The sequence below is a fragment of the Micromonospora sp. IBHARD003 genome, assembly GCF_056106285.1.
The window spans coordinates 3,452,017-3,478,400 of sequence record NZ_JBWBBX010000001.1 but is presented as its reverse complement, the minus strand read 5'-3'; the positions used below and the strand labels follow the sequence as shown (position 1 = coordinate 3,478,400).

Genomic DNA, 26,384 nt, shown 5'->3' with positions numbered 1-26,384 from the left:
GTACGGAGCATGGTTGCGCACGGCCGTCCTCGCGGCGGCGCTGGCCACCGCGGTGCCGGGCGTCGCGGGCTGTGACGCATCGGGGAAGGGCGGAGGACCAGGTCCCGGACCGGACGCGTACGGGCGGGCGGTGAGCCCGCTGGACAACCCCGACGGGACGAAGCCGGGTCTCGCCCCGCTCGGGGCGGAGACGGACAGGGCCGAGGCGCGCAAGCTTGTCGAAGGGCTGGCCACGAAGGGCCGTGGCCCGAAGACGGGCTATGGCCGGGACGAGTTCGGGTCGGCCTGGATGGACACGGCGGAGGGCGTGCCGCTCGCCCGGAACGGCTGTGACACCCGGAACGATCTCTTGAACCGCGACGGTCAGGAGGTGCGTTTCCGGGCCGGATCGGACTGTGTGGTCGTCTCGATGAACCTGCACGACCCGTACACCGGCAAGGACATCGCCTGGAAGAAGACGAAGGCGACCGAGGTGCAGATCGACCACGTGGTGCCGTTGTCCTACGCCTGGCAGATGGGCGCGGCACGCTGGGACAGGCAGAAGCGGCAGCGGTTGGCGAACGACGCGCTGAACCTTCTGCCGGTCTCGGGGTCCACGAACTCCGCCAAGCGCGATTCGGGGCCGGCTTCCTGGCTGCCGCCGGACAAGCGGATCCGTTGTGCGTACAGCGTGCGGTTCGCCCAGGTCGCCCGCAAGTACCAGCTCCCGGTGACCGCCCCGGACAAGGCGACGATGCTCGAACAGTGCGGCGGCTGACACCGGAAACCGGTCGGCCGCAAGGCAGTTGCCGCAGGGCGGTTGCCGAGGCACCACGGATGCCTCGGCAACGCCGCCCGTACGGTCGCCCCGCAGGGCCGTCCCGTTATGTTTTTCGCGGTCCTGCAAGAGGCCGCTGGCCTCCGGGCCCGGCATGACTGTTGTCCCCTGTCGAACGGATGACCTGGGGGTGGTGTCACCGGGCCCGAGGGGTGCCGTCGGAGACGCTGATGAGAGGTCCGACCACCGCCCGGCCCGGCGCAATGTCCGGCCATCTACCGGCGGCAGGTCTGTATAACGTGGATGCGCGAGAACGGCCCCGACGCCCAGGCCAGCACCGCAACGAGCGAGTGGGGGCACGTTGATCGACACCGAAGGCGTGGGCGTCTTCCTCGGCCTGGACGTCGGCAAGAGCACGCACCACGGCCACGGACTGACCCCGGCCGGCAAGAGGATCTTCGACAAGCCGCTGCCCAACAGCGAGCCGAAACTGCGAGCCGTCTTCGACAAACTCCGCCACAAGTTCGGCACCGTCCTCGTCGTCGCCCCACCCGCCACCGCAGCACCGGCATCACCAACCACGAACGTTCCGTTCGCCCAACGGTCACCAGGCTCGCAGGAGACAACCCGGCAGTCGGCCAACTGGTCGAGCAGGCACCTGACCAGCACGAACGCACCGTTCGCGTAGAGCGCTCACCCTGATCAGCCACACCGGATTCCAAGATCCCCGAAAGCGTCAGCTACCCACCGGCAAGGCCCGACTTTGGGAACCCCGCCGCCTGCGATTCCGCCTGTTCTCCGCGGCCGCCCAGCTCGCCACCACCGGCCGACGCCGGATTCTCCGCCTCAGGCACATGGCCACCACGAAATAGACCACCACCCGCGGCGGCAACAGCCGGTTCCGCTGCCCGGACAGCCCGCACTCAGCCACCACCCGGTCCACCAGATCCGGTGGGAACGACCGCGTCAGCAGCCCGACCGCGATACGGTCCGACAACCTCTCGTCCGTTTCTGGCTTGACCTGCTCCGGTCGTGGCATCCAGGCAAGCACCGTACCGGCGACGCCACTTAAGTAATGGTATTGAGGCTAGCGGTGGTCAGTCTCGCGCTGTTACGCACGTGGAACTGCCCCGCCGGAAGTCGCTCCGACGGGGCAGTTCCTTGTGTGGACGGGCCCTTAACGCATGGCGCGTGCGAAAGCGGCCATCTCTTCCCGGAAGGCCTTCTCATGCACGGATTTCAACGTGATAGGGGTCCCTGCCTGATCCAACAGCATGAGCGAGGCGATCAGCAGGCCGCGCGTCAGCCCGTGCAGGACCGGATTGCGAGTCGAGGAGAACTTAGCGTACAGACCTTCGACGAACACCCGGAACACTGGCAGATCGATATCACAGCCGCCCTGGTCGTTCGGGGTCAACCCGGTCGGCAAATCCAACACCTCTGCGGCGCTACGGGCAAGAAAGGCGTACAGCTGACCTGTGTGGTAGCCCGCATCCCACACTGTCTCGCCATCGAGATCAAAGGGGTAGCTCAATCTGCGATCTCCAGCCTGAGGTCTAGGTCCGGGTGGTCTCGCCTGAGCTGCTCGAACCGCTCTTGCAACGCCGTCCGGAAGCGCGCATCCATTCCGGACTTCGCGAATCGGAAACCGATCGGTGCGCCTTCGTATCCGGGAAGCAGCGAACGGGCCTTGAGGTACGCGGTCAGCTTCTTGTTGATGTGTTTATCCATCCAGGCAGACTCACCGTAGATCGCGGTCTTCTTCTCCCATAGTACGCCCTTCTCAACGAGGTCGATGTCGGTGATTCTGTTCCCCGTGTTGGGGTCGTAGACATCCCAGTCTTCCACGCCTTCGAGGCACTCGTAGTCCTTGCTGCCTGACCGTGCGAACGTGAACGAGATGGGCGAAGCCAGGGCCGCCCGGGAGGCTTTGCTGACAGCCTTGCAGCCGCGTTTGAGGAGCTTCAGGCCGTCGTAGGCCTTCTCGAGCGCTTTCAGTTTGGCGCCGATGAGGACGTCCGCTGCGAGGCTTGAGCAGTGTTCGAGGTCTTTGTTGTCCAGGCAGGCTTCGAGTTCGCCGAGGCCAGTGAGACTCTTCTCTATTTCCCAGAGCTGTTCCATGGCGTCTTTGAACTCGTCGCCCATGGAAATGATGTCGCACCCGATCTCGTTGTGCTGGCACCAGCGGGCGAAGCCCTGTGGGTCGCAGGGGACGATGGCCTGTCCGCAGCGGTAGATCTCGCGGGCGCGTGCGCCGGGGTCGTTCATTGCTTTCTTTTTGGCCGCGATGGCGGCCTTGCGCCGGACTTCTTCCTCCTCCCGGTACTTCTTGACCGCGATGGTGAGCGCCTCGGTGGCCGCCTTGAGGGCGACTTGGGCGTCTTTTCCGGCGGCGATGGAGGATTGCCGTGCTTGTTCGGCGGAAACCCAGGCACTGGAGGCCGATGCCTGGGCCACCTCCGAGGAGAGGGTGGCGTCCGCCGCGGATCTGGCCGCGTCTTCGGCGGCGATGTCGGCCTGCTTCGCTGCGTTACGTGCGGTGGCGGCGGACGCTGCGGCGCTGGCTGCGGAGGCTTCGGCGTCCTTGGCGTGATCGGCTGCCCTATCGGCGTGGTCCTGGGCTTCAGCGGCCGAGGCACTGGCCTTCTTCGCCCACTCGTTGGCCTCTGCTGCCGCCTTGCGGGCGAGTGCGGCGACCTTCTGAGCGGTGGCGGCGTTCTGCCGTGCTGTGGCAGCGTTCTTCGCTGCGTCCGCGATCAGCTTCTGAACCTGGGCCACGTGGGTGGCGGCGAGGTGGTCCTTGCGCGCTGCTTTGTACTGGCCAGAGACGAGGAAGGCGTGCAGCGTCTGCGGAGAGCCCTCCAGCGCGATCCGGGCCGCAGACTTCACTTCGGGACCGCCCGAGTCCACCAACTGGGCCGCTCTGACCCGCTCGTCCTGGGTCCGCGCGCTGAACTGCGTCCTGACCAAGAACCCGCTGTACTTCTTGGGATCGCCGCTGTTAAGCGCCGCCCGGCCTGTTTCGGTGAGGATCGGCCCGGCATCATCGAGGACCTGCGCGATGGCGACTCGCATACTCTGCGAGGCGACCTGGTACTGGCCGTCGCTTACGAACTCGGTGATGGTGGCGGCCTCGCCGTCGAGGGCGGCTTCGGCCGCGTTGCGCACCTCCTCGACCTCGCTCTCTTCGGCGAGACGCTCGACGTAGGAGCGGTCGTCCTGCTCCTTGGCGGTCCTCCAGCCGCCCTGCAGGTAGTCGATGACGACCTCGTCGGGGGCGGCCAAGGCCGCCTCGGCCGCGGCGCGCCCCCATGCCGTGCCGTTCTTCATCGCCAAGACAGCAAGCTTGCGGCCTTCGGCTGCGATGGCCTTCAAGTCGGCTCCGGGCTTGGCGGCCTCGGCCACCAACCGGCCCCGCTCGGCGTCTCGGTCTTCGGCCGCCCGCACCAGTTCGGCCAGCCCTGCGGTCCTGGCTGCGTCGGCGCTCTTCTGATCCCTGGCGCGCTCGATACCGACGTTGGTGCGGCCCAGCAACTCCTCGGCCTCCACCTCACGGGCAAGCGCGAACACCTGCTGCGCCTTGAGCACGGCGCTGGTCGCCGCGTTCGCCGCCTCCGTGGCGGCATTGGCGTGCGCGGTGGACCTCGCGGCAGCCGTAGCAGCGTCACCCGCGTGCTCAGCCGCTTCATCGGCCGCCGCAGCGGCGTTATTGGCATGCTTCGCGGCCGAACGGGCAGTGTCACGTGCCTCGGCAGCGGCCGTTGCGGCCTTGCGAGCCAGGGCCTCGGCGGCCGAGGCGGCGCGGTTGGCTTCAACGGCGTGGCGCTTGGTGGCCGCGGCAGCCGCGCGCGCTTCTGCAGCAGCCGCGCTGGACTGGCCCGCGTAGTTGCTCGCTTCGATCGCGGCGTTGGCGGCAAGATTGGCGTTGGCGCCCGCGCCGGCAGCGGATGCAGCGGCGTTGCCGGCGGCGGTGGCGGCCTTCGATGCCTGGTCGGCGGCGTCGGCGGCCAGGTTGGCCCCCTCGGCTGCATTGCGGGCGTTCTCGGCGGCCACACGCGCGGCATTGGCGTTCTTCGCGTCCACTGCGGCATCGGCCGCTGTGCTGCGGGCGCGGGAGGCTGCCTGGGAGGCGCCGGTCGCAGCGGCGGCTGCTTGGGAGGCAGCGTTCGCGGCCACGCGCGCGGAGTTGTTCGCGGCCCGGGACGCGTCGATCGCCTGTTGCGCGGAGGCAGCGGCCTGGGACGCGGCCTTGGCGGCACGGCGCGCGGCGCTCGCGGCCTTGGCAGTGTCATCCTTCGCTGCCTCAGCCTCAGCCGCAGCCTTCAGCGCCGCCTCCTTGGCCAACTGCGCCGCCTCGACCGCCTTGGCCGACTCCACCTTGGCGGACTCTGTCTCCTTCGCAGCCTGCCGACCTGCTTCCTTCGCCTGCTCGGCAAGCTGGGCGATGGTGGCGTGCTCCTGGTCCTTATCGCGTGCAACGAACTGACCGACCTCAAGGAACTCCCGAATATCCTCGGCACCGCCGTTGAGCGCGATTCGGCCCGCAGCCACGACGTTTGGCCCGCCGACGCTCAGGATCTGGGCCAGCTCGACCCGCTCGTCCTGCTCACGCCGGGTGTACTGCCCCTTCCGGAGGAACTCCCTGACGTCGTCAGTCGTGCCGTTCAACGCGGCACGTCCGGCCTCCTGCACGATCGGGCCCGCGGTACTGATAATTTTGGCGACGCGGACTCGGTTATCCTGCTCCATCGGAGCTTCCCAGCCGTCGTCCAAGAATTCCTCGAGCTCGTCCGGAGTCCCGGCCAGCGCCGTGCGGGCAGCGGTGAGAAGCTCCGTGCCGCCGATGCTAGCTAGTTGGGCGGCGGATACCCGGTTGTCCTGATGTGCGAGGCCGTCCACAGCCGCGAGGAACGCCTGCACGTCGGCGTCGCTACCGGTCAGCGCCGCCTCGGCGGCCGCCTTGACGCCGGGTCCACTCGCCTTCCAGTAGTCAACAACCCGGCCGCGGTCGGTCGGGGTGACCTCCGCAAGGGCTGTCATTTGCCCAGGGCCCGGAGGCACTTCCTCCGCTATGGCGGATGCACCGCCCAATAGGCCTACCAGGAGAGCGAGAGACATCACGCTCAGGGCAAGCGTGCGTATCGCATGCATGGATTTCCTGGTGATGTCCGGCCCGTCGATTCTTCGATTCACACGACACTCGTCTCACTCACGGCAACTCTCGGATCGCTGCCGAAACATCGGCGTCGCCTGATCCTAAATGGATGGTGACGTCATGTCACCGGGAGGCATAGTCGTGTTACAGGGGGGCGTCAATGGGTCTAGGGCTTAGGCTTGTTCTGCCGTACGGGTCAATAACTCTTGATGTGAGGTACGGCATACTTTCTGGTTGTTCTTGTTGGGTTAGCCTTCTGGGGCACTCTGTCGATCTATCCAACGGCGGTGCGGGGGTGGGGTTCCGGGGGGAACAAGGGTTTCGGACTGTCACGTCGCCGCACGCTGTCCGGAAGGAGCTCTTGGTGGTATATCGCCTTCGTCGGCGCCTGATGGCCGGCCTCATCGGCACTGTTGCCTCCGTGGCGGGGGTGACCACGCTCGCCTTCGCGTCGACCTCTCCGTCCTCGGCCCCCGCGAACCTTGCAGCTGAAGACGTGCCCCCGCTCGCTGTCGAGGACTTCGCCTACCCGGGTGCTGCGCAGATCCTCGCGGAAAAGGGCATCCTCTTGAAGAAGGGTGACGGCCACATCCTGCTGGCTGACTGCGATCCCTCAGCCGACCAGATCAAGGTGCATACCGTCGAGGACGAGTCCGTCGGTCGGGATGCCGCATACTGCTTCAAGGCCACCGCCGCGAGCGGCTATGTCACTTTGGAATTGCCCCGTGTGTTCGCCCTGGAGACCGCGGGCCCCGCTTTCAGTGCCGACCTGACTGCCAACGGCGAGACCACCACCGTTGACGTCCCTGATGGTGGCTACAAATCCGTCGGCGAAGGCACCGGTCGCGGCGCCCGGTCCGTCCTCGTTGAGCTCCGCGTCACCGGCTGACCTGTGGCCAACGGCTAGTCCCGTCCCACCAAGTCGTCGTGGGACTTCCCACGATGCCGTCGGCAGAGCGGCACTCTGCCGTGTCCCGGCGGTGTCGTGATGCCTACGCTCAACACTGCCTTTCTGCGTGCCTGTACGTGCACGCGGCTCACATCAAGGAAACAAGCTTTGCGACACGCCAGACCCCTGGGTCTCCTCGCTCTGGCCACGGTTTTCACACCGCTTGCGCTGCCCGCTGCCTCCGCTGGCGCCGTCACCGGCCCTGAGGCGGCCGCGAACTACGCGTTCACCGCGCGCGTCCTGGTTGGCGATGGCGACCCGGCACGCGGCTGCTCGGCCGCGCTCATCTCCCGTGAGTGGGTCATCACCACGGCCTCCTGCCTCGCCGACGACACCACCTCGGTCACGGCGGGCAAGCCGCAGCAGACGACCACCGTCACCATCAAGGGCTCCGCCCCGGACACGACCACCGCGTACACCGGCACCGTCGCCGAACTGGTCCCCGCCGAGGGCGGCCGTAACGTGGTCATGGCCCGCCTGGCCACCTCCGTCCCCGCGACCATCCCCACCGTCGCCTTGGCGGACGCAGGGCTGGCCGCCGGTGACGAGGCGACCTTCGCCGGCACCGGCCGCACCAAGACCGAATGGGTACCCGGCAAGCCGCACACCGCGACCTTCAAGGTCGACAGCGTTGACACCGCCACCCTGGCCATCTCCGGCAAGACCGCAGACGACTCCATCTGCCAGGGCGACACCGGCGGCCCACTGCTGCGCGACACCGACAACGGGCCCGAGCTCGTCGGCCTGGCCACCCGGTCCTGGCAAGGCGGCTGCCTGGGCACCCCCGAGACCGAGACCCGCACGAACGCCGAGGCGGTACGCACCGACGACCTCGGCGACTGGATCAGCAAGACCGCTAGCCGCGCCCGGATCCGCCAGGTCGCATCCGGTGACTTCTCCGGTGACGGCAAGAGCGACGCCATCGCCATCGACGGGGCCGACGGCAACCTCTACGCCTACCCCGGTGACGGCAAGGGCGGCTTCGGCGGCCGAAACCAGATCGACACCGGCTGGCAGACCACTCGCGTCATCACCACCGGCAACTTCGTCGGCGACAGCAACACCGACCTCGTCGCCATCCGCGACAACGGCCTCCTGCTGACCTACCCCGGCAACGGCAAGGGCACCTTCGGCACCGCCATCACCGCGGGCACGGGGTGGAACAGCATGCGCCTGCTCGCCGCCAGCGACTTCAACGGCGACAAGAAGATCGACCTCCTGGCCGGCCACACCAACGGCGACCTCTACATCTACCCCGGCACCGGCGACGGCAAGGTCGGCTCCGGCATCGTCGCCAGCAAGGGCTGGGGCAGCATCAAGCTCATCGCCGGCGGTGACTTCAACGGCGACGGCAAGGCCGACGTCGCCGCGATCCACACCAACGGCTACATCTACACCTACATGGGCACCGGCCAGAACGGCTTCCAGACCGGCATCAAGGGCGGCGGCGGCTGGAACACCACCGGCCTGATCGCCAGCGGCGACTTCAACACCGACGGCAAGACCGACCTCGTTACCCTGCGCAACGGCACCACCTTCTACACCTACACGGGCAACGGCAAGGGCAACTTCTCCGCCCCCGTCATCACCCAGCCGTAACCCCCACACAGCAGGACCTGGACGCGGCCGCCCCCACCACCGGGCGGCCGCCTCCCCATACCCCCGAACTTGCTAGCCTTCGAGCCGGGTCTGTCAATCGAACGGATCTTCCAATGGCGCCGCAGCGCGTCGAGCGTACCGAAACCGGGGACGGGTTGTAGCGGCACCCGGCCGCCAGCGCCGAGCTGCAGAACGGGCAGGCCGCGCGCGACAGGTCCAAGCACTGCGCCCGAGCTCGTTGGTCGCCTCCGAGGTCGGCAGGTAGCGCCGGCCACCTGCCGGGCCCGCAGCGCGCCGGACTCGGCAAGCCGCTGGTACGGCGCCAGCGCCTCTCCCTCAAAGAGCCGCCGCAGGCTCCCGCGCGCCGTAGCGGGCAGCCCCGCTGGAGGCCCACCCTCTTTCCCAGGTCCTGACGTCGCTGCCCGGCGTCGGCGTCAGGACCGCCGCAGTCCTGCTGGTCACCGTCGGCGACGGCACCAGCTTCCCCACTGCCGCCCACCTCGCCTCCCGCGCCGGCCTCGCCCCTGCCACGAAGCAGTCGGGCACCGCGATTCACGGTGAACACACACCCCGAGGCGGAAACCGGCTCAAACGCGCGATGTTCCTGTCTGCGTTTGCCGCCCTGCACGACCCCGCCTCCCGCACCTACTACGACCGGTGCCGGGCCCGCGGCAAAACCCACACCCAGGCCCTCCTCCGCCTCGCCCGCCACCGCATCAGCGTGCTCTTCGCCATGCTCCGCGACGGTACCTTCTACGAATCACGACACCCCGAAACAGCCCTCGCATGACCAGCTCGACCTGACGAAGGACATAGAGGCACCCCCCGTACGCACGGAGGCCGGGGAGGCCGCCCCCTCCTGCGGCCTCCCCGGCTTCCCCGGCCCCCCGGCCCCCCGGCTTCCCCGGCCCCCCGGCTTCCCCCCGGTCCCAGGACAGGACTCAGCCGAGGTCGACGAGGTCCTTCGCCGCGGGCTTCTTCGCCGCGACCGGCTTGTTGAACTCGGAGAAGGTCATCGACCCGGGCTCCTGACCACCGGTCGTCTGGATCCTGAGCAGGAACGGCGTGCCCTTGGCGGCCACGTGCGCGGTGTACTTCTCCTGCCCGTCCTGCTCGGCGAGGACCAGCGTCGGTATGCCGTTCACCTTCGACTCGCCGGCCTTCTTCGCGATGTTGTCCTTGGCCACGAAGCCGGCGAGATAGGTGTCCAGGTCGCAGAACACCGCCATGTCCTTGGCCTCCTCGGCGTTGGCGTCGGACTTCACCCACTTGCCCCGCAGGACCTTCATCACGGCGTCGGCCTCCTCCTTCGACGAGCCCTTGTTCTGCTCGCGGAGCATCGCCTCGTCGAAGCGCATGTAGACGGTCGTGCCGGTCTTGATCAGCTCCGCGGTGCCCACGGGGCCGGTGGAGATCGTCCCCGCGCAGTCGCCCTTGGTGTCGACGGACAGGTGTCCCTTGACCGGGCCGTCCGAGGTCTTCATGTCGACGTCGAGCGTCAGGGACTTGGCGCCCCTGGTGGCCTTGATGGCCTTGTTGAGGACCTCGGGGCCCGAGAGGTCGGCGTACGGGCCGGAGGACGCCTTGCCGCCGGGGCTGCCGGTGCTGCCCGTGCCGCTCGCCTTGCCGGGGCCGCCGGTGCCGGACGGGAGGCAGGCGGTGAGAGCCAGGGCGGTTGCCGTGAACGTCGCGGTGAGGAGAGCCGCGCGGGCGGTGCGCTTCAGCCGTGCGGGAGTTGCGGTGGCGGGCATGGCGGGCATGGGGTTTCTCCGTGAGGTGACCGCAGGGGATGCGGGGGGAGCGGGGGCGGGGCGGGGAACACCCCCGGGCGGGGAGGTGGGGAGACTTCGTGGGTGGGAGGGATCAGAGCTTCAGGTCCCACACGGTCGCGTTGTACTCGAAGCCGGGGCTGATCTCGACGGTCAGGTTCTTCGCGGCGGCGGGGGCGTCGAAGGCCAAGGTGGTCGTGACCTTCTTGCCGGGCAGGACGGTCCCGTTGAAGGGCTTGCCGACCTTGCCGTCGTAGATCTCCTCCGCCTCGACACCGGCCTTGCCGGCGCGGGCCTGCGCGGTCACCAGCGAGGCGTCGAACTTGTCCTTGCCGGCGTTCTCGATGACGACGGTGACCTTGTAGGCCTTGTTGCCCTTGGTGTGGCCGATGGCGAACTCGCCGGGGGAGTACGGCTTGGGCGCGGAGACGGTGATGGTGACCTTGTCGTCGTACACCGCCGAGTCTGAGCCGGACAGCGCCTTGCCGGCCGCGTTCTCGCCGTCCTTCGCCTTGTCCAGGGGCTTGTTGCCGCCTCCGCTGCCCGGACGAGCCGAGGCGGAGGTGCCCGACGCGGACTTGTTGACCTCGTCGATCACGTCGCCCACGAACTTGAACGTCACCACGGCACCGACCACCGACAGGATCAGCGACACGACGGCGAGGACGACACCGGTGGTGGCGACCCCCTTGTTGGTGGCTTCGCCGCGCTTCACCCGGCCCCGTCCGACAAGGCCGAGGATCAGCCCGATGAGGCCGAGGATCCCCGCCAGCCAGAACAGGAACATCGGCAGACCGGCGAGGGCGCCGATGATCCCGAGGACCAGAGCGGCGGTGCCGAGGCCGTTGCGGGCGGCGGGGACCGGTGCGTTCGGCTGGGGGAAGTGGGGCTGCTGCGTGTACTGGGACATGAGTGCCCTCCGGGGACGGTAAGGACGAAACGACCGCAGGAACGGCGGCCGCGGGTACGGAAGTCCGCCGAAGCGGACGACCGCGCGAGCGGGCGTCGCCGCCGGGAGACGCCAAGAGTGCGGCGTCTGTCATCGGATCCGTTTGGCGGTTCGTGTGGCGACGGGTCAATAAGAGCAGAGGCTGTGAACCGAGTCAACAAGAAATAAGCCCCGCAGGTTGGCTCACGCTGTGAAGTGGTCCGTCTTGCCGGTCTCGGTATGCTCGGTGTCACAACAGCACGACGTCATCCGCCCCTGACGGAGCCGACAGAGCCGACGGAGCCGTACGGAGCGGTACGAAGCCGACGAGGCCGAACGGAGCCGACGGCATCGTGTGGAACGCGTCGACCGAGAGCAGGAGGCCCCCCACGTGCCGGAGAACGCAGCAGAGGTGACCGCCGCCGGAATCGCCCGGCTCGCCGGTGTGGGGCGCGCCGCGGTCAGCAACTGGCGGCGCCGGCACGCCGACTTCCCCAGGCCCGTCGGCGGCACCGAGACCAGCCCGTCGTTCGCCCTCGCCGACGTCGAACGATGGCTGCGCGATCAGGGCAAGCTCGCCGAAGTCCCCCTGCGGGAACGGGTCTGGCAGCAGCTCTCCGCCCACCCCGACGGCGCGGTCACCGCACTCGTCCACGCCGGCTGCGCCCTGCTGCTCGTACGGGACCGGCCCACCGTCTGGCTGGAGCTCACCGCCGTTTCGGACGAGCGCATGGCAGCCATGCTGCCCACCGCGCTGGAGGGGGTGCTGACCCCGAGGCTCGGGCCGCCGGGCGAACGCGCCGTGCCGACCCCGGACACCCCCGCCCTCCTCCGCTCCGTCCCGCTGCTGCGCGGCGCGGCGGAGCTGGCCGCGGAGACCGGCGCACGGCAGACCTTCGAGTTCCTCGTCGGACGGCACCTCGACGCCAACCCCCGCCAGTACACGCTCACTCCGCCCGGCCCCGCCGCGCTGATGGCCGCGCTCGCCGGTCCTGCCGCGAGCGTCCTCGACGCCGCCTGCGGCACCGGCGCCCTGCTGCGCGCCGTCGACCATCCGTCCGTCCTGTACGCACAGGAAGCCGACCCGGACCTCGCCGCGCTCGCCGCACTCCGCCTCGCGCTGCACTCCGACGCCGAGGTGCACGTCCGCACCGGCGACTCCCTGCGCGCCGACGCCTTCCCCCACCTCGCCGCCGACGCCGTGCTCTGCCACCCGCCGTTCAACGAGCGCAACTGGGGCCATGAGGAACTCGCCTACGACCCGCGCTGGGAGTACGGCTTCCCCGCCCGCACCGAGTCCGAGCTGGCCTGGGTGCAGCACGCGCTCGCCCGTCTGCGACCGGGCGGTACGGCCGTCCTGCTGATGCCGCCCGCCGCCGCCTCGCGCCGCTCGGGCCGCCGGATCCGGGCCGATCTGCTGCGCCGCGGTGCCCTGCGCGCGGTCGTCGCCCTGCCCGCCGGTGCGGCACCTCCGTACGGAATCCCGCTCCACCTCTGGGTGTTGCGCCGCCCCGGCGGCACCGAACGGCCCGCCCCCGAGCTGCTCCTCGTCGACACGGCCGACCAGAGCGGCGGTTCGGGCGGCCGCGACCGACTCGACTGGCAGGCCGTGCAGGGTGCGGTACTCGATGCCTGGGGGCCGTTCGAGCGCGAAGGCACCGTCGAGGAGCGGCCCGGGACCAGCCGTTCCGTTCCCGTCATCGAGCTCCTCGACGACGATGTGGACCTGGCGCCGGCCCGCCATCTGCCGCCCCCCGCCACCGGGGGGAGCGCGGCCGAACTCGCCGCTGTGAGCGAGCGGCTGACCGAGACCCTCCGGCTCACCCGCGAACTCACCCCGCCGCCCGCCGAGCCCACCGCCGCCGGGCCGGGCCGCTGGACCGGCACCACGGTCGGGGAACTCGCCCGCGCCGGCGCCCTCGAGCTGCACTCGGGCGGCACCGGCACCGGCCCGGCCGCCGTCCTCACCGAACACGACGTCCTCGCCGGCACCGCGCCCTCCGGCCTCCTGCCGGACCCCGCGGACCCCGGGGACGAGCCCGTCGAACCCGTCCTCGTCCAGGCCGGTGACGTGGTCGTGCCCGTGCTCGGCGGCGGCTCGGCCGCCCGTGTCGTCGACGAGGACACGGCGGGAGCCGCGCTCGGCCGCAACCTCCAGCTGCTGCGTCCCGATCCGGCCGCCCTCGATCCCTGGTTCCTCGCCGGCTTCCTGCGCGGCACCGCGAACAACCGCCGGGCCAGCAGCTACGCCTCCACCGCGACCCGGCTCGACGTCCGCCGCCTCCAGCTGCCCCGGCTGCCGCTCGCCGACCAGCGGCGATACGGCGAGCGGTTCCGTGCGCTCGCCTCCTTCGAGGACACGCTGAGGCACGCCGGCCGGCTGGGCGAGCAGCTGGTGCAGGGGCTGTACGACGGGTTGGCGGACGGCACGGTGGAAGCCTGACCCCGCCGTCTAAGGTGGCGTGAGCAGTTCAACAACCGTTACGCACAACAGGGGCGGACCGCGCTTGTCCGTGTATACGCTCAACTTCCCGTCCGCCCCCTCACCTCGCACCCAGGAGCAGGAATGCACGGCCACGGCTATGCGCCGCCACCGCCCATCCGCCGGACCGATGGCGGGCACGTCGTCCTGCGCGTGGTCTTCGTGGCGCTCACGCTGCTCAGCTGTGGCTTTCTGTCCTGGGTCCCGATGCTGCGGCTCGCACTGCTGACCCGCAGGCCTCTGCACTGGTGGCTGCTCGGGACCGTGGCCGCGTCCGCCGTCGGCATCGTCCTGTTCGCGGGCCTGACGGCCCCGGCGGACGAGAACGTACCGATCAGCGATGGCGTCGCCATGACCGTCGTCACATGGATGTTCTTCGCCACGGTGGGCGTGACCTGCTTCTACCTCGTCGCGGAGATCCGCCACTTCGACCGGCCCGCCGCGCCGCCCGCTCCGCAGCAGCACCTGACGACCGGCTACGGCTACCCGCAGTCGGCCCCGCAGCCCCCGGGCCCCACCGTACCGAGTCACCAGGCCCACAATCCGTACGCGCAACCCGTGCAGCAGCCGTACATACCGCCCGTCCCGCAGCGTCCGGCCGCCGACCCGCAGCCGCCGTATCCCGCCCGGACGGACGGCGCCCCGACGGGCGACGCCAGGACCGACCACGCGAGCGGAGACGGTCCCCGCGGTGACAACGCGCGCATCGACCAGGTCCGCGCCGAGCTCGACGAGCTCAGCGACCTCCTGCGCAGGGACAAGGACCGGCGAGAGGACGGCCGGTGAACGGACGGGTCATCGCCGACCGCTACGAACTCTCCACCGTCATCGGCCAGGGCGGCATGGGCCAGGTCTGGACCGGATACGACCAGCGGCTCGACCGGCGCGTCGCCGTGAAGCTGCTCCGCCCGGACTTGATGGCCGCCGCCACCGCGGCCGACGAGATGCGCCGCCGCTTCGTCCGTGAGTGCCGGGTCACCGCCCAGGTCACGCACCCCGGTCTGGTGACGGTCCACGACGCGGGCAACGACGGCAACGACCTGTATCTGGTCATGCAGTACGTGGAGGGCGCGGACCTCGCCGACCATCTGGCGGAGCACGACCCCTACCCCTGGGAGTGGGCCGTGTCGGTCGCCGCGCAGCTGTGCTCGGTGCTCGGCGCCGTGCACGCCGTGCCGATCGTCCACCGCGACCTCAAGCCGCGCAACGTGATGGTGAAACCGGACGGCACGGTCACCGTCCTCGACCTCGGTGTGGCCTCCGTCCTCGACACCGACACGACCCGGCTCACCCACACCGGCTCCCCGATCGGCAGTCCCGCCTACATGGCACCGGAGCAGGCGATGGGCGGTGCGGTCGGCCCCTACACCGACCTGTACGCGCTCGGGGTCCTGCTGCACGAACTGCTCAGCGGCAACGTCCCCTTCGCCGGTTCGACCGCGCTCGGTGTGCTGCACCGCCATCTGTACGAACCGCCGCTTCCCGTACGGCAGTTGCGGCCCGAGGTGCCCGAGCCGCTCGAGGCGCTGGTGCTGCGACTGCTCTCCAAGGACCCGCAGCACCGCCCGGCCGGGGCCCAGGAGGTCTACGAGCAGCTGACCCCACTGCTGCCCGGCCGCGGGGCGCACGGCGGCTTCGCCGTACCGGGTGCCGCGGGGAGCCCGCTCGATCCGACGCGCCCCTTCCTGCGTCCGCACGCTCCCTGGCCCGACCGTGTGAGCAGCACGCCCCCGGCCACCGCGACCGTGGTCGTGGAGCGCCCGGACGTCGCCGCCGCCGTCGACGAGGTCAAACGCCTCCTCGGCGAAGGCAGTATCACCAGAGCCGTGGACATCCTCGGCGGCATCCTCCCGGCCGCGGCGGCGGAGCACGGCGAACACTCACCGGTGGTCAGGATCCTGCGCAAGCAGTACGCGACGACGCTGATGGACGACGGCCAGTACCGGCGTGCTCTGCCGGAGCTGCGCCGGCTGGCCGACGACCGGGCCGCCGAGGCTGGGATGGCGGATCCGCAGACCCTCCAGTACCGCTACGACGCGGCGCAGTGCCTCGAGCAGATGGGCGAGGCGGCAGCGGCGCTCGCCGAGTACCGGGCGCTGCTGCCGTTCCACGGGAACCATCTCCCGGCGGGGGCCGACCCGTCCCGTGCCTTCGGCATCCGGCACCGCATCGGCGACCTGCTGCTGGCGATGGGTGACCATGCGGCGGGCCACCAGCAGTTGCAGAGCCTGCTCTACGACATCGAGCGGACGTACGGGCCCGGGCACCCGCAGGCGGTCGGCCTGCGGCGGTCGTTGGACCGCCAGCGCCAGTTCCGGCAGGGGTGAGCTCCGGCAGGGACGAGCTCCCGGCTGCGAGCGCCCGCGACGGTGCGTACGCCCGCGCCGGTCGAGAACCCCGTAGCCGTCAGGAGGCCCGCAGGAACGCGGCCTGGGCGATCTGCCCGGCGAGCTTCAGCCGTGAGCCGTTCGCGAGGCGCTTCGCCAGGGCATCGGCGACACCCGGGCGGGTGGGGTCGCCGTGGCCGTCGAGGACGACGACCGCGCCCTCGGCCACGATTTCCTCCGCCCACTCCAGATCCGCGAGGACTCCCTGCAGGGACGGGTCGCCGGCGATGACGACCACCCCGTAGCCGCGGTCTGCGACGGTGTCGCGGATCCCGGGATCGGAGCAGGTGCCCCGCAGGATCCTGGCCTCGGCCCCCGGCCGGCTGCCGCACAGGGCGAGATTGGCGCGGACGACGTCCTCGCGTGCCAGCGCCTCGCCACCCTCCAGCGGGTCGACGACGGTCAACCGCGGCTCGATGCCCGCACGGTGGAGCATCCGCAGCAGCGCGGCCGCCAGCAGCCCGTGCCCGGTGCCGACCTCCAGCACGTCGCCGTTCGGCGGGGCGAGCAGGGGGACGGCGGCCAGCTTGCCGCACACGTCGGACGCGGAGCCCGGCATACGCCCGACGCCGAGCGCCTCCAGTGCGACCACCGTCCGGTACGCGACCGTGAGATCGCGGCGGGCGTCTTCGGCGGACGCCCCGGTCACCGTCGACACCTCGCGTACCAGCGTGTCCAGTTGGGTGGCTGTGGGCATCCGGTGGCCGTCGCGCCCCGCGTGGTCCAGCAGCAGCCCGAGCCCGTAGCTCTGACGCCGCAGATCGGCCACCTCGTGGTGCAGGGCGTCGAGATCGGCCTGGAGTGCGGCGTTGGCGTGCTCCATGCGCTGCTCGACCAGGGTGAACGCCGGCCGCAGCACCCGCTTGGCCAGTCGGTTGCTCAACAGGGATGGCATGGCCCGGAGCGTACGCCGCACTGCGTGGTCGAAGGACTACCGGCGGGTGCTGTACGGGTGAAGTCTTGGTGTCCGGGCGCCGAAGCGCGTGTGTTCGCGTATAAGGCGGCGCACGGCCTGTCCGCGCGCCCTCCGGAGCCCGGCCCGTACCGCCACCAGGCCCAGCACCAGAAGCCCCGCCGCACCGATCGCCACACCGGCCCGCAGCCCCGGCGGCCGGAAGGCGCAGTCGATGACCGTCGTCGTTCCGTCCAGCGGCACGGCCACGAGCCCGAGGTGGGTGGCCGCCGGTCCGCCGTTGCAGCTCCAGCCCGCGATACGGGGAGCGGCGAGGACGGCCGTCCCGGTCGAACCGGGCGGCAGCACGGCCCGCACCCCGCTGTCCGTGACCTCGACTGACACCGCGCCCGACGACCTGAGCGAGGCGACCGCCCGGGCGAGTCCGCCGTGGTCGAGACAGCCCGCGCTCCAGTCGTGCGGCGGACCCTCGTCGCCGAAGACGATCCGGGAGCCGAGGCCGTGCGACGGACCGAGCGGGGTCATCGGCGCCCGCCGCTTGGGCAGCGCGCCGTTGAGCGCCACCGGCTGTCCGTCGGCGAGCTTCGCCGTGCCCCGGTAGCCGGGGGCCCACAGGAAGACATCGGTGCCCGCGGGGCAGACGCCGCCGGCGGGTTCGCCGTACACCCGGGCGCCGAGGAGCAGTTCCTGGTTGCGGAAAGGAGAGGCGCCGTACCGGGGCGGGGGCGTGTCCGCACGGCCCGGTCGTACGGTCACCAGCGGCAGCACCTCGGCCGACCTGGTCACCCGCGGCGCCGCGCCCCGCTCCCCGCGTACCCGTGCGCCCACCGAGAAGACCGCGTCCGTGACGGGGTTGTCCAGGCTCTGCAGACTGCGGCCCCGAGAGGTCCACCCCGCACCCAGCGCCGCCATGGTGCGGGTCAGCACCTCGGGCGTGTGGCTGCTGTAGTAGCCGCCGCCCTCGCCACCGAGCAGCAGCGGATCGTTGCCGGTGATCTGTTCGCGTCCCGGGTCGGTCCGGTAGTGGGGCCAGCCGCCGGCCTTCGCGACCGCGTCCGCGCGTGCCTCGTGATCCGTACCCCAGACGGGATAGTCGTCGAACCGCCCGAGCCGCTGCCGGTCGGTGTACGCGACGGTGGCCGCGGCCTGCCCGACCAGCGCACCCGCCAGCAGCAGCGCGGCGACGACCGTGTGCCCCCGGCGCCGCGCCAGCACCAGACCGCCGCCGGCCGCCGCCAGCCCGCCCAGGAACAGCGGGTACGTCCAGCCGGTCACCAGATCGCCGGTCGCCGTACCGGCCCCGACGACGGCCAGTACCCCGGTGCCGCCGAGCAGGACCCGCCGCCCCGGCCAGCCGTGGGCGACGCACACCCATGCCGTGATCACCACGATCCCGGCGAGGACGAACGACTGCCGGTAGGGGCTGCCGTTGGGCGTGGCGAAGAGATGCCAGACCAGATGGGTCGGCTCCCACTGCAGCGAGGCCGCGACCAGCACCGCCAGCAGCGGCCACCCCAGGCGTTCACCCCGCGGTACGCCCCGGTGGAGGACCAGCCCGCAGGCGAGCAGCAGCGTGCCGGTGCCGAGGAACAGGGCCGGGGTGAAGAAGCTGTACGTCGCCGGAAGCATCCGGGCGAACACATCGGTCAGGGCGGCCGGCTCGAACCGGCGTGTCCAGCCCGGGTAGGCGTGCTGCGAGCCGAGGAAGACCGGCAGCAGCACCGGGGCGGCGAGCGCGATCCCGAGCAGGGTGGTGCCGGCGGCCCGGACCAGCACGCGCACCCGCTGCCGTGCGGCCGCCCCGTCGTCGAGCAGCAGGCGCAGCACCAGCACCAGGGCGGCGCCCAGGGTGGCCATATAGGCGGTGTAGAAGTTCGCGATCCAGGCCACCGCGACGACCAGCGGGCCGAGGACGGGGCGTCGTCGCGCCCGCCCCCACTCGCCGACCAGGCACAGCAGCGGGAAGGCGATCAGACCGTCCAGCCACATCGTGTTGTACGCGGCCTCGGCCACCGACCAGCCGCACAGCGCGTACGACGCCCCGAGCACCCCCGCCGCCCACGAGCGCCCGGCACCCCGGTGCAGGGCCGGCAGCAGCCAGGCCATGGCCGCCGCGGCCGCCGCCATCTTCAGCACGGTGATCACATACACCGCGAGATCGATGTCCTCGCGCGGGAAGAGCCCGACGAGCACGGAGAAGGGGCTGGTCAGATAGGTCCCGAGATCGGGCAGGAAACTCGTGCCGTAGCCGGACTGCCAGTTGAGCAGCAGCCCGCCCGCGGCCCGCCCGTGCAGCAGATCCCACAGATGGGCGTGGAACGGGACGAACTGGTTCCCCAGGTCGTTGATGCTGCGTGTCTTCCCGCCGAAGGGGAAGAAACGGGCGACGGCGTCGCCGGCGCACACGGCCACGGCGGTGAGAAGGGCCGCGAAGGCGGCCGCACGTCGCGGGGAGTCCGTCCACCCGGAGGCCAGGCCGGACAGGGCGGACAGGGCGGTCCTGGCGGGGCGGCTGCGGGCCCTGACGTCCCGTACGAGATCCAAGCTCGGCATGATTCTTCGAATATCCCAGGACAGAACGGGAATTCGCCCTGTCGGCGGGTCAGTTCACGCGATGGTCGCCTACGCGCCATGTGTCGAATCCAGGCCGGACATACGGCTGGGGTTATTGTTCTCGCGTGCTGATCTCGATTGTTGTCCCATGCTTCAACGAAGAGGAGATCATCAACCGCTTCCATGAGCATGTGACCAAGGAACTCGCGCTGCTCGACCATGAATTCGAACTGGTCTATGTGGACGACGGAAGCCGCGACCGCACACGCGTGCTCCTGGAGGAAATCGCCGCGGCCGATTCCCGTACGCGTTACGTCTCCTTCAGCCGGAATTTCGGCAAGGAGGCCGCGATGCTGGCCGGGCTCCAGCACGCCGGCGGCGACGCGGTGGTCATCATGGACGCCGACCTCCAGCACCCGCCCGAGCTGGTGCAGCGCATGCTGCGCCTCCACGAGGAGGGATTCGACCAGGTCATAGCGCGTCGTACGCGCAAGGGCGACCGGGTCACCCGCACGGTCACGGCACGCGCCTACTACTGGCTGATCAACCGACTGGTGGACGTGGAACTCGTCGACGGCGTCGGCGATTTCCGGCTGCTGTCGCGCCGCACCGTGGACGCGATCCTCCAGCTGAGCGAGTACAACCGATTCTCCAAGGGCCTTTTCGCCTGGGTTGGATTCCGCACCACGACCTTCGAGTACGAGAACGCGGTGCGTGAGCAGGGCCGCTCCAAGTGGAGCTTCGGCAAGCTGCTCAATTACGGCCTCGACGGACTGCTCTCCTTCAACAACAAACCGCTGCGTGCCGCCGTCTATCTCGGTCTGCTGCTGCTCTCGGTCGCGATGGCGTATGCCGCCTGGATCGTCGGTGCCGCACTCGTGAACGGAGTGGACACACCCGGTTACGTCACCCTGCTCGTGACGGTGGTCGCCCTCGCCGGTGTCCAGATGGTGATGCTGGGGGTCGTCGGCGAGTACGTCGGCCGTATCTACTACGAGGTGAAGCGCCGCCCCCACTATCTGGTGGCGGCGACCAACGCCGGACTGCCGCGGCCCGAGCGGGACGGCGCCGGCCAGGAGCGGGGAGAGCTCGTCCGCCGATGACGCTCCGGTGGCAGATGTTCCGCTTCGCCCTGGTCGGCGTGGTCAACACGGGCACGTACTACGGCTGCTACCTGCTCCTGCTGACCCGGCTGCCCTATGTGGCGGCGCACGTCCTGGCGTTCCTGCTCAGCATGACCGGCTCGTTCCTCCTGAACTCGTACTTCACCTACCGGACCCGTCCGACCTGGCGGAAGTTCCTGCTCTTCCCGCTCACCAACGCGGCGAACTTCGTGATCACGACGGCCGGGGTCTTCCTGCTGGTCGACATCGGCGGCTACAGCGACCGCTGGGCCCCGCTCGTGGCGGCCGCCGCGGCCATCCCGGTCACCTTCGTGGTCTCCCGGGCGATCATGCTGCGCCCCGACCGGGACCAGGACCGCGATCCGCACGCGGGAGCCGAGCGCGCCCCGGTCCGCTGACGCGGCCACCGACGCGAGGCACGACGTCACAGAGGGCCGCCAGCCGAGCAGCAGCTCGGCGGGCGGCCCTTCTCCGTGAGCCTCTTGAAGATCGCCCGGGCGGATCCTGGCTAGTCAGCCGCTGGCAGAGGGGCGCCGGAGAAGGCCGGGACCTTCGCCGCGGACGCCGGGGACGCCGTGGCCGTCCCGGCCCTGGCGGTGAACATCCGGTTGTTCACCGTGCGGAACGAATACGCCCAGGTCCGGCCCTGGCCGGTGGTCAGGATGAACGTGGTGGGCTCCGTGGCGCTCTGCACCTGGGCCGAGCCGAAGTCGGGCTGCTGCCAGGCGCGCCAGTCACCGCTGCCCTGCGCGGTCTCGCCGGTGTTGTGGATGTAGTCGTCCTCACCGCGGACGACGACCTCCGTGACACTGGTGGTCGGCGAGAGCACGGCCGAGGGGGAACCCATGGCCTTGAGGCCCGGGATCGGTGTCCAGGCACCGTAGGCGCCACCCTCGACGGCCTGCACGCGGACCATGCGTGGGCGAGATCCGCATGCCGTTCCGGTCATGGGCGGCCCTGGGGAGGAGCTCCATACCGCCGTCAGCTGTTAAAGATCTCTCGTCAGAATGCAGTGGGGGTCGTCGTTGTCTTCGTCGCCCACGCGGGTCCAGAGCATCAGAGTCTTTCCATGCCGCAGAGCGCTAAGGACGTCTCCCACGTCATCCCCCTTGGGGCCTTCGGTGTCGAACGACCGCCAGACGGCGGTCCCTGTCTTGTCGGAGTCGCCTTTCCAGGTGCCCGATCCTGACCGGGGTCCTGTCCAGTTCCCGTCCGAGGCGCCCATCCAGTCGCCGCAGACTTTGTCGGCGGTGAAAGTTCCATCCGGCTTCAGCGTCAGGGTGCCGCCGTCGGCGTCGGTCCATGTGGTCGTGAGTTCGGCGGGCTTCAGCATGACGGATTCGCCCTCGGGCGGCGGCCGGTGCCAGAACCAACTGCAGGCCGTGAGTGCGAGAGCCATGGCAAGGAGGACCAGCGCGGTCCGGCAGGAACGCAACACGCTCCACCTCCAGCGGCTTCTACAGGTCGCGTGCGCGACGGGGAGATCAAGGACGTGTTCCGCAGCCTGGCATAGACTTTGAACGCGTTCAAGTCCGAGTTGACGGAGGCGGAGCCCCACGGACCGTCATGGCCGTACCGCAACAAAGTGCCGCAAACCGCAGCGACTGATGGCGGTCGACCTAGACCCTCCATGGCCCGGAAGCGGCCGAACTTTCGGGAGCAGCCTGGGTGGGAGGTCGCTGCCCGGGAGTCGGTCCTGGCCGGGCGGCGGGTCATCGAGGAGCTGGCAGGCTCGGTGCAGCCCGAGGTCGTCGAGGCGGCCCGATCGCTGTTGCGGGCCATCGACGAGGACCCGGGGTTGCCCGAGGTCTGATCACCACCGGACGGCTCCCCGGCTGAGTCACTCCGACACTTCGACGCAAGGAACGCTCACCGCACCCCAAGCGCCTCCCGCATCGTTGACCGAATCAGTGGCACCGAAGTGGTGGCCCCGGCCGCACCGACTGCCTACCATCGATCACCGCAAGGTCTTTGTGCACCGCGTCACAATCACCACCGCACGCCGGGAGGCCCCTTTGCACCGCCGTCGTCGTACCGCGCTCGCCGTCTCCGCCGTGCTCGTCGCCGCGGGCCCCCTGCTCGTCGCCTGCGGCAATGAGGCGCATCCGGGGGCCGCGGCCGTCGTCGGAGGGGACCGGATCGAGGTGTCCACGCTCCAGTCGCAGGTCAGAGAGGTGCGGGTGGCCCAGGAGGCGGCCCCCGACTCCGCACAGCTGATCAAGAACACCGGGCAGCTCAGCCGGGCCAAGCTGCACAGCATGATCCTCGACCGGGTCCTGGAACAGGCCGCGGACGACGCCGGGGTCACCGTTTCGCGCAAGGAGCTCCAGGACGCGCGGGCAGCTGCCGTGCAGCAGTCCGGCGGTGAGAAGGCGCTGGCCGCCATGCTGCTCCAGCAGCGCGGAGTCGCCCCGGACCAGATCGACCAGGCCGTACGGGAAGAGGTCCTGCTGACCAAGCTGGCTGCGGCCCTCGGCGCCGACCTCGGCACCCCGCAGGGCCAGCAGAAGGTCGGGGCCGCTCTCACCGAGGCGTCGAAGTCGCTCGACATCGATGTGAACCCGCGCTTCGGCTCCTGGGACGACGCGAAGATCCAGCTCGGCGACTACAAGGCCCCGTGGATCACCCAGGTCACCAGGGAGCCGGAGGCCGTCCAGGCCGGGACCTGACCCGCCCGGCAGCCGACGTAAGGTCGAGGGCGTGAACGCTGAAGCCCCCGTCGAGCCCGGCCGTATCGTCCTGCTCACCGCCAGCCACCGCGTCGCGCCGGGACTGCTGTCCTGGCCGGCGTGGCAGACGCTGCACTCCGCCGGCCGTGTGCTGTGCGCGGACGGCGACCACCCGCAGCTGCCGTATCTGAGCGAGGCGGGCGTCGCGGTGGAGATCGCGGCACCGACCGCCCAAGAGCTGGTGGACGCCTGCGCGGGGGGACACACCGTGGTGGTGCTCGCGGCCGGTGAGGGCGATCAGGCCCTCACCGACGGCCTGGCCCGGATGGCGGGCTCGGGCCGCTTCCGGATGCCCGACCTCGAGCTGCTCCCCGGCTCCTACGACCTGCCGGGCGCCCGGCTGCTCGATCTGGTCCAGGTCATGGACCGGATCCGGCGCGAGTGCCCTTGGTCCTCGCAGCAGACCCACAAGGGCCTCGCCAAGTACGGCATCGAGGAGGCCTACGAACTCGTCGAGGCCATCGAGGACGGCGACCGCGACGAGCTGCGCGAGGAGCTCGGGGACGTTCTCCTCCAGGTGGTCTTCCATGCGCGGATCGCCCAGGAGGGCCGCGAGGAGGACGGCGAGGAGCCGTTCTCGATCGACGATGTCGCGGGGACGATCGTGGACAAGCTGATCCACCGCCATCCTCATGTCTTCGGCGACGAGCACGCCGAGACCCCGGAGGACGTCAAGGCGCACTGGCTGCGCACCAAGGCCGTGGAGAAGCAGCGCGACTCGGTGACGGACGGCATTCCGCTCGGCCAGCCCGGCTTGGCTCTGGCCGCGAAGCTGGCCTCGCGGGTCCGGACGGCGGGGCTGGACGTGGCCGTGCCTCCCGGCGACGGCGTCGGTTACGAACTGCTGGCGATGGCCGTAGGGGCCGAGGCAGAGGGCCACGACCCGGAGGCGGCCCTGCGCGCGGCAGCGCGTGCGTACCGCGACGCGATCCGCGCGACGGAGACGGCGGGGAACGGGTCCTGAGGCCCGGCCTGGACGGGGCCGGTCAGTCCCGCGGGCCTCGTCGCGGGCCCACCGCGGTGAGGTCGACCTCGATCGAGTACGGGACGTCGACCTTGAGCCGGTTGTGGTGGATGCCGGTGACGGCGTAGGAGTTCGTGGCGGGGTCGAGCTCGTAGACGTAGACGACCGGAAGCTCGTCGCTCTTCTCGACCCGCCAGAAGTGCCGGATCCCGGCCGCCGCGTACTTGCGGGGCTTGAGCTTGCGGTCGCGCTGCACGGATTCGTCCGAGACGATCTCGACGGCGAGCAGGATGTCGGTGGGGGCGTACCAGGTCTGCTCCGGACCCGTGCGGGCGCTCCACGGAACCACCATGAGATCGGGCTCCGGTCGGTCGCGCTCGCCCAGTTTGGTGGTCATCTCGCGGACGACGTAGAGGTCGTCCGGTGCCTGCTGCACCAGCTCGTTCTCCAGCAGCCGCAGTGCGGCCATGTGGAAATCGGTCTGCGGAGTCACGAAGAACAGTCCCCCGTCGATCAGCTCGGTGTGCGGCGGGAGACCCTTGATCCGGTCGAGATCGTCCGCCGTCCACCCACCGGCGGGCGGCACCGGGAACACGTACTGCTCCTCCCGGCCGTCCTGGTCTTCCTTCCGGTCTTCGGCTGCGGCACTCATCAGCGCTCCCATGCGACGGAGTCTGGCGCGTACGATCAGCGTACCCAGGGGGAATGCATACACGTACGCCGAACGAGTGAGCCGAGCAGGCCGGGCGTTACCGTCATCCCATGCACGACCAGCCCCCCGCCGCTCCCGAGCCCCCCGAGCTCTTCACCTGGGAGTTCGCCACCGACCCCTACCCCGCCTACGCCTGGCTCCGCGAGCACGCACCCGTGCACCGGACCCGGCTCCCGAGCGGGGTCGAGGCCTGGCTGGTGACCCGGTACGCGGACGCGCGGCAGGCGCTCGCCGATCAGCGGCTCAGCAAGAATCCGGCGCATCACGACGAGCCCGCGCACGCCAAGGGCAAGACGGGGATCCCGGGTGAGCGCAAGGCGGAGCTGATGACGCATCTGCTGAACATCGATCCGCCCGACCACACCCGGCTGCGCAGACTGGTCTCGAAGGCGTTCACCCCGCGCCGCGTCGCCGAGTTCGCGCCGCGTGTACAGGAGCTGACGGACCGGCTCATCGACGGCTTCGCGGAGAAGGGGAGCGCGGACCTCATCCACGAGTTCGCGTTTCCGCTCCCCATCTACGCCATCTGCGACATGCTCGGCGTCCCCCGTGAGGACCAGGACGACTTCCGGGACTGGGCGGGGATGATGATCCGTCACGGCGGCGGTCCGCGCGGCGGGGTGGCCCGCTCGGTGAAGAAGATGCGCGGCTATCTCGCGGAGCTGATCCACCGTAAGCGCGAGGATCCCGGTGACGACCTCATCTCGGGTCTGATCAAGGCCTCCGACCATGGGGAGCACCTCACCGAGAACGAGGCCGCCGCCATGGCCTTCATCCTTCTGTTCGCCGGGTTCGAGACGACCGTCAATCTCATCGGCAACGGCGTGTACGCGCTGCTGCGCCACCCCGGGCAGCGCGCACGTCTGCAGTCGTCCCTCGCCGCCGGTGACACCTCCCTGCTCGCATCCGGTGTCGAGGAACTCCTCCGCTTCGACGGGCCGGTGGAGCTGGCCACCTGGCGGTTCGCGACCGAGCCGCTCAGCCTCGGCGGGCAGGAGATCGCCTCCGGCGACCCCGTCCTCGTGGTGCTCGCCGCGGCCGACCGGGACCCGGACCGCTTTCCCGACCCCGATGTGCTCGACCTGGCCCGCCGGGACAACCAGCACCTCGGATACGGGCACGGGATCCACTACTGCCTCGGCGCGCCCCTCGCACGGCTGGAGGGGCAGACCGCGCTGGCGACCCTACTGACCAGGTTGCCTGACTTGCGGCTTTCAGTGGATCCATCCGATTTGCGCTGGCGCGGAGGGCTGATCATGCGTGGATTGCGCACTCTGCCAGTTGAGTTCACGCGCCAAAAGATCTGACGTCCCATCAGTATCGTGACTTTCACGTGATCTCCCCTGCATCGACTTGTGACTAT

General features: G+C 70.1%; 21 protein-coding genes and 3 pseudogenes. 14 read left to right on the top strand and 10 right to left on the bottom strand.

Annotated elements, in window-relative coordinates:
* The first annotated feature begins 13 nt into the window (after window positions 1-13).
* Together ACTWOL_RS15420 and ACTWOL_RS15415 are read left to right on the top strand one after the other, a co-directional pair.
* Window positions 14-757, top strand: coding sequence for an HNH endonuclease family protein (locus ACTWOL_RS15420; protein ID WP_474297271.1), 744 nt, complete (start codon window positions 14-16; stop codon window positions 755-757).
* Window positions 758-1,118: 361 nt separating this feature from the next.
* A pseudogene (locus ACTWOL_RS15415) lies at window positions 1,119-1,340 on the top strand (IS110 family transposase); the annotation flags it as partial.
* Window positions 1,341-1,598: 258 nt separating this feature from the next.
* On the opposite strand, the pseudogene ACTWOL_RS15410 reads toward ACTWOL_RS15415, so the two are convergent.
* From ACTWOL_RS15410 to ACTWOL_RS15400, 3 genes and pseudogenes are all read right to left on the bottom strand, one after another.
* Window positions 1,599-1,796: pseudogene (locus ACTWOL_RS15410) on the bottom strand (transposase domain-containing protein); the annotation flags it as partial.
* Window positions 1,797-1,934: 138 nt separating this feature from the next.
* Entirely contained in the window at window positions 1,935-2,291 is a 357-nt protein-coding gene (locus ACTWOL_RS15405) for a DUF6086 family protein (protein WP_474297270.1), read from the bottom strand.
* Window positions 2,288-5,797 (bottom strand): ALF repeat-containing protein, encoded by a 3,510-nt coding sequence (locus tag ACTWOL_RS15400; RefSeq protein WP_474297269.1) that lies wholly within the window; start codon window positions 5,795-5,797, stop codon window positions 2,288-2,290. Before ACTWOL_RS15400 ends, ACTWOL_RS15405 begins: the two co-directional genes overlap by 4 nt.
* Before the next feature lie 545 nt (window positions 5,798-6,342).
* Between ACTWOL_RS15400 and ACTWOL_RS15395 the strand changes: the two genes are divergently transcribed.
* From ACTWOL_RS15395 to ACTWOL_RS15385, 3 genes and pseudogenes are all read left to right on the top strand, one after another.
* Window positions 6,343-6,801 carry a hypothetical protein gene (locus tag ACTWOL_RS15395; RefSeq protein WP_474297268.1) on the top strand — a complete coding sequence of 153 codons (459 nt, stop codon included), beginning with the start codon at window positions 6,343-6,345 and terminating at the stop codon, window positions 6,799-6,801.
* A gap of 168 nt (window positions 6,802-6,969) precedes the next feature.
* Entirely contained in the window at window positions 6,970-8,460 is a 1,491-nt protein-coding gene (locus ACTWOL_RS15390; protein WP_474297267.1) for an FG-GAP-like repeat-containing protein, read from the top strand.
* A 382-nt stretch (window positions 8,461-8,842) separates the two neighbouring features.
* A pseudogene (locus tag ACTWOL_RS15385) lies at window positions 8,843-9,250 on the top strand (transposase); the annotation flags it as partial.
* 151 nt (window positions 9,251-9,401) lie between these two features.
* Here the strand turns inward: ACTWOL_RS15385 and ACTWOL_RS15380 are convergent.
* Window positions 9,402-10,220 (bottom strand): LolA-like protein, encoded by an 819-nt coding sequence (locus tag ACTWOL_RS15380; RefSeq protein ID WP_474297266.1) that lies wholly within the window; start codon window positions 10,218-10,220, stop codon window positions 9,402-9,404.
* 103 nt (window positions 10,221-10,323) lie between these two features.
* A complete protein-coding gene (locus ACTWOL_RS15375) occupies window positions 10,324-11,139 on the bottom strand; it encodes a DUF4352 domain-containing protein (RefSeq protein ID WP_474297265.1) in 816 nt (271 codons plus the stop codon).
* 409 nt (window positions 11,140-11,548) lie between these two features.
* On the opposite strand from ACTWOL_RS15375, the gene ACTWOL_RS15370 reads away from it, so the two are divergent.
* From ACTWOL_RS15370 to ACTWOL_RS15360, 3 genes are all read left to right on the top strand, one after another.
* A complete protein-coding gene (locus tag ACTWOL_RS15370; protein WP_474297264.1) occupies window positions 11,549-13,600 on the top strand; it encodes an N-6 DNA methylase in 2,052 nt (683 codons plus the stop codon).
* A 123-nt stretch (window positions 13,601-13,723) separates the two neighbouring features.
* On the top strand, window positions 13,724-14,425 hold the full coding sequence (locus ACTWOL_RS15365; RefSeq protein WP_474297263.1) for a hypothetical protein: 702 nt from the start codon (window positions 13,724-13,726) through the stop codon (window positions 14,423-14,425).
* A complete protein-coding gene (locus tag ACTWOL_RS15360; RefSeq protein WP_474297262.1) occupies window positions 14,422-15,966 on the top strand; it encodes a serine/threonine-protein kinase in 1,545 nt (514 codons plus the stop codon). The genes ACTWOL_RS15365 and ACTWOL_RS15360 overlap by 4 nt, the downstream gene beginning before the upstream one ends.
* 79 nt (window positions 15,967-16,045) lie before the next feature.
* Here ACTWOL_RS15360 and ACTWOL_RS15355 read toward each other — a convergent pair whose 3' ends face one another.
* Window positions 16,046-16,921: a class I SAM-dependent methyltransferase gene (locus tag ACTWOL_RS15355; RefSeq protein ID WP_474297261.1), complete on the bottom strand. Its 876-nt coding sequence runs from the start codon at window positions 16,919-16,921 to the stop codon at window positions 16,046-16,048.
* A gap of 36 nt (window positions 16,922-16,957) precedes the next feature.
* A complete protein-coding gene (locus ACTWOL_RS15350) occupies window positions 16,958-19,492 on the bottom strand; it encodes a YfhO family protein (RefSeq protein ID WP_474297260.1) in 2,535 nt (844 codons plus the stop codon).
* Window positions 19,493-19,617: 125 nt separating this feature from the next.
* On the opposite strand from ACTWOL_RS15350, the gene ACTWOL_RS15345 reads away from it, so the two are divergent.
* Together ACTWOL_RS15345 and ACTWOL_RS15340 are read left to right on the top strand one after the other, a co-directional pair.
* Window positions 19,618-20,595, top strand: coding sequence for a glycosyltransferase family 2 protein (locus tag ACTWOL_RS15345; protein WP_474297259.1), 978 nt, complete (start codon window positions 19,618-19,620; stop codon window positions 20,593-20,595).
* Window positions 20,592-21,014: a GtrA family protein gene (locus tag ACTWOL_RS15340; RefSeq protein WP_474297258.1), complete on the top strand. Its 423-nt coding sequence runs from the start codon at window positions 20,592-20,594 to the stop codon at window positions 21,012-21,014. The genes ACTWOL_RS15345 and ACTWOL_RS15340 overlap by 4 nt, the downstream gene beginning before the upstream one ends.
* A 110-nt stretch (window positions 21,015-21,124) precedes the next feature.
* Here ACTWOL_RS15340 and ACTWOL_RS15335 read toward each other — a convergent pair whose 3' ends face one another.
* The gene (locus ACTWOL_RS15335; RefSeq protein ID WP_474297257.1) at window positions 21,125-21,532 is read right to left on the bottom strand and encodes a hypothetical protein; all 408 of its coding nucleotides are present in this window, start codon (window positions 21,530-21,532) and stop codon (window positions 21,125-21,127) included.
* 72 nt (window positions 21,533-21,604) lie between these two features.
* Window positions 21,605-21,949 (bottom strand): hypothetical protein, encoded by a 345-nt coding sequence (locus ACTWOL_RS15330; RefSeq protein WP_474297256.1) that lies wholly within the window; start codon window positions 21,947-21,949, stop codon window positions 21,605-21,607.
* Window positions 21,950-22,246: 297 nt separating this feature from the next.
* Here ACTWOL_RS15330 and ACTWOL_RS15325 point away from each other — a divergent pair, with 297 nt between their 5' ends.
* The 3 genes from ACTWOL_RS15325 to ACTWOL_RS15315 all read left to right on the top strand — a co-directional run bounded on the left by ACTWOL_RS15325 (window position 22,247) and on the right by ACTWOL_RS15315 (window position 24,309).
* Window positions 22,247-22,429: a hypothetical protein gene (locus tag ACTWOL_RS15325; protein WP_474297255.1), complete on the top strand. Its 183-nt coding sequence runs from the start codon at window positions 22,247-22,249 to the stop codon at window positions 22,427-22,429.
* Between the two features lie 202 nt (window positions 22,430-22,631).
* Window positions 22,632-23,285: a SurA N-terminal domain-containing protein gene (locus ACTWOL_RS15320; protein WP_474297254.1), complete on the top strand. Its 654-nt coding sequence runs from the start codon at window positions 22,632-22,634 to the stop codon at window positions 23,283-23,285.
* A 31-nt stretch (window positions 23,286-23,316) separates the two neighbouring features.
* On the top strand, window positions 23,317-24,309 hold the full coding sequence (locus ACTWOL_RS15315; protein WP_474297253.1) for a nucleoside triphosphate pyrophosphohydrolase: 993 nt from the start codon (window positions 23,317-23,319) through the stop codon (window positions 24,307-24,309).
* 22 nt (window positions 24,310-24,331) lie between these two features.
* On the opposite strand, the gene ACTWOL_RS15310 is transcribed toward ACTWOL_RS15315, so the two are convergent.
* A complete protein-coding gene (locus tag ACTWOL_RS15310) occupies window positions 24,332-24,961 on the bottom strand; it encodes a Uma2 family endonuclease (protein WP_474297252.1) in 630 nt (209 codons plus the stop codon).
* Between the two features lie 110 nt (window positions 24,962-25,071).
* Between ACTWOL_RS15310 and ACTWOL_RS15305 the strand changes: the two genes are divergently transcribed.
* Window positions 25,072-26,328 (top strand): cytochrome P450 family protein, encoded by a 1,257-nt coding sequence (locus ACTWOL_RS15305; protein ID WP_474297251.1) that lies wholly within the window; start codon window positions 25,072-25,074, stop codon window positions 26,326-26,328.
* Window positions 26,329-26,384 lie beyond the last annotated feature (56 nt).

Coding starts and splice junctions, on each gene's coding strand:
- ACTWOL_RS15400 (WP_474297269.1), bottom strand. CDS start 5,797: ATGACAGCCCTTGCGGAGGTCACCCCGACCGACCGCGGCCGGGTTGTT.
- ACTWOL_RS15335 (WP_474297257.1), bottom strand. CDS start 21,532: ATGGTCCGCGTGCAGGCCGTCGAGGGTGGCGCCTACGGTGCCTGGACA.
- ACTWOL_RS15375 (WP_474297265.1), bottom strand. CDS start 11,139: ATGTCCCAGTACACGCAGCAGCCCCACTTCCCCCAGCCGAACGCACCG.
- ACTWOL_RS15355 (WP_474297261.1), bottom strand. CDS start 16,921: ATGCCATCCCTGTTGAGCAACCGACTGGCCAAGCGGGTGCTGCGGCCG.
- ACTWOL_RS15310 (WP_474297252.1), bottom strand. CDS start 24,961: ATGAGTGCCGCAGCCGAAGACCGGAAGGAAGACCAGGACGGCCGGGAG.
- ACTWOL_RS15330 (WP_474297256.1), bottom strand. CDS start 21,949: ATGCTGAAGCCCGCCGAACTCACGACCACATGGACCGACGCCGACGGC.
- ACTWOL_RS15350 (WP_474297260.1), bottom strand. CDS start 19,492: ATGCCGAGCTTGGATCTCGTACGGGACGTCAGGGCCCGCAGCCGCCCC.
- ACTWOL_RS15325 (WP_474297255.1), top strand. CDS start 22,247: ATGGCCCGGAAGCGGCCGAACTTTCGGGAGCAGCCTGGGTGGGAGGTC.
- ACTWOL_RS15305 (WP_474297251.1), top strand. CDS start 25,072: ATGCACGACCAGCCCCCCGCCGCTCCCGAGCCCCCCGAGCTCTTCACC.
- ACTWOL_RS15340 (WP_474297258.1), top strand. CDS start 20,592: ATGACGCTCCGGTGGCAGATGTTCCGCTTCGCCCTGGTCGGCGTGGTC.
- ACTWOL_RS15365 (WP_474297263.1), top strand. CDS start 13,724: ATGCACGGCCACGGCTATGCGCCGCCACCGCCCATCCGCCGGACCGAT.
- ACTWOL_RS15380 (WP_474297266.1), bottom strand. CDS start 10,220: ATGCCCGCCATGCCCGCCACCGCAACTCCCGCACGGCTGAAGCGCACC.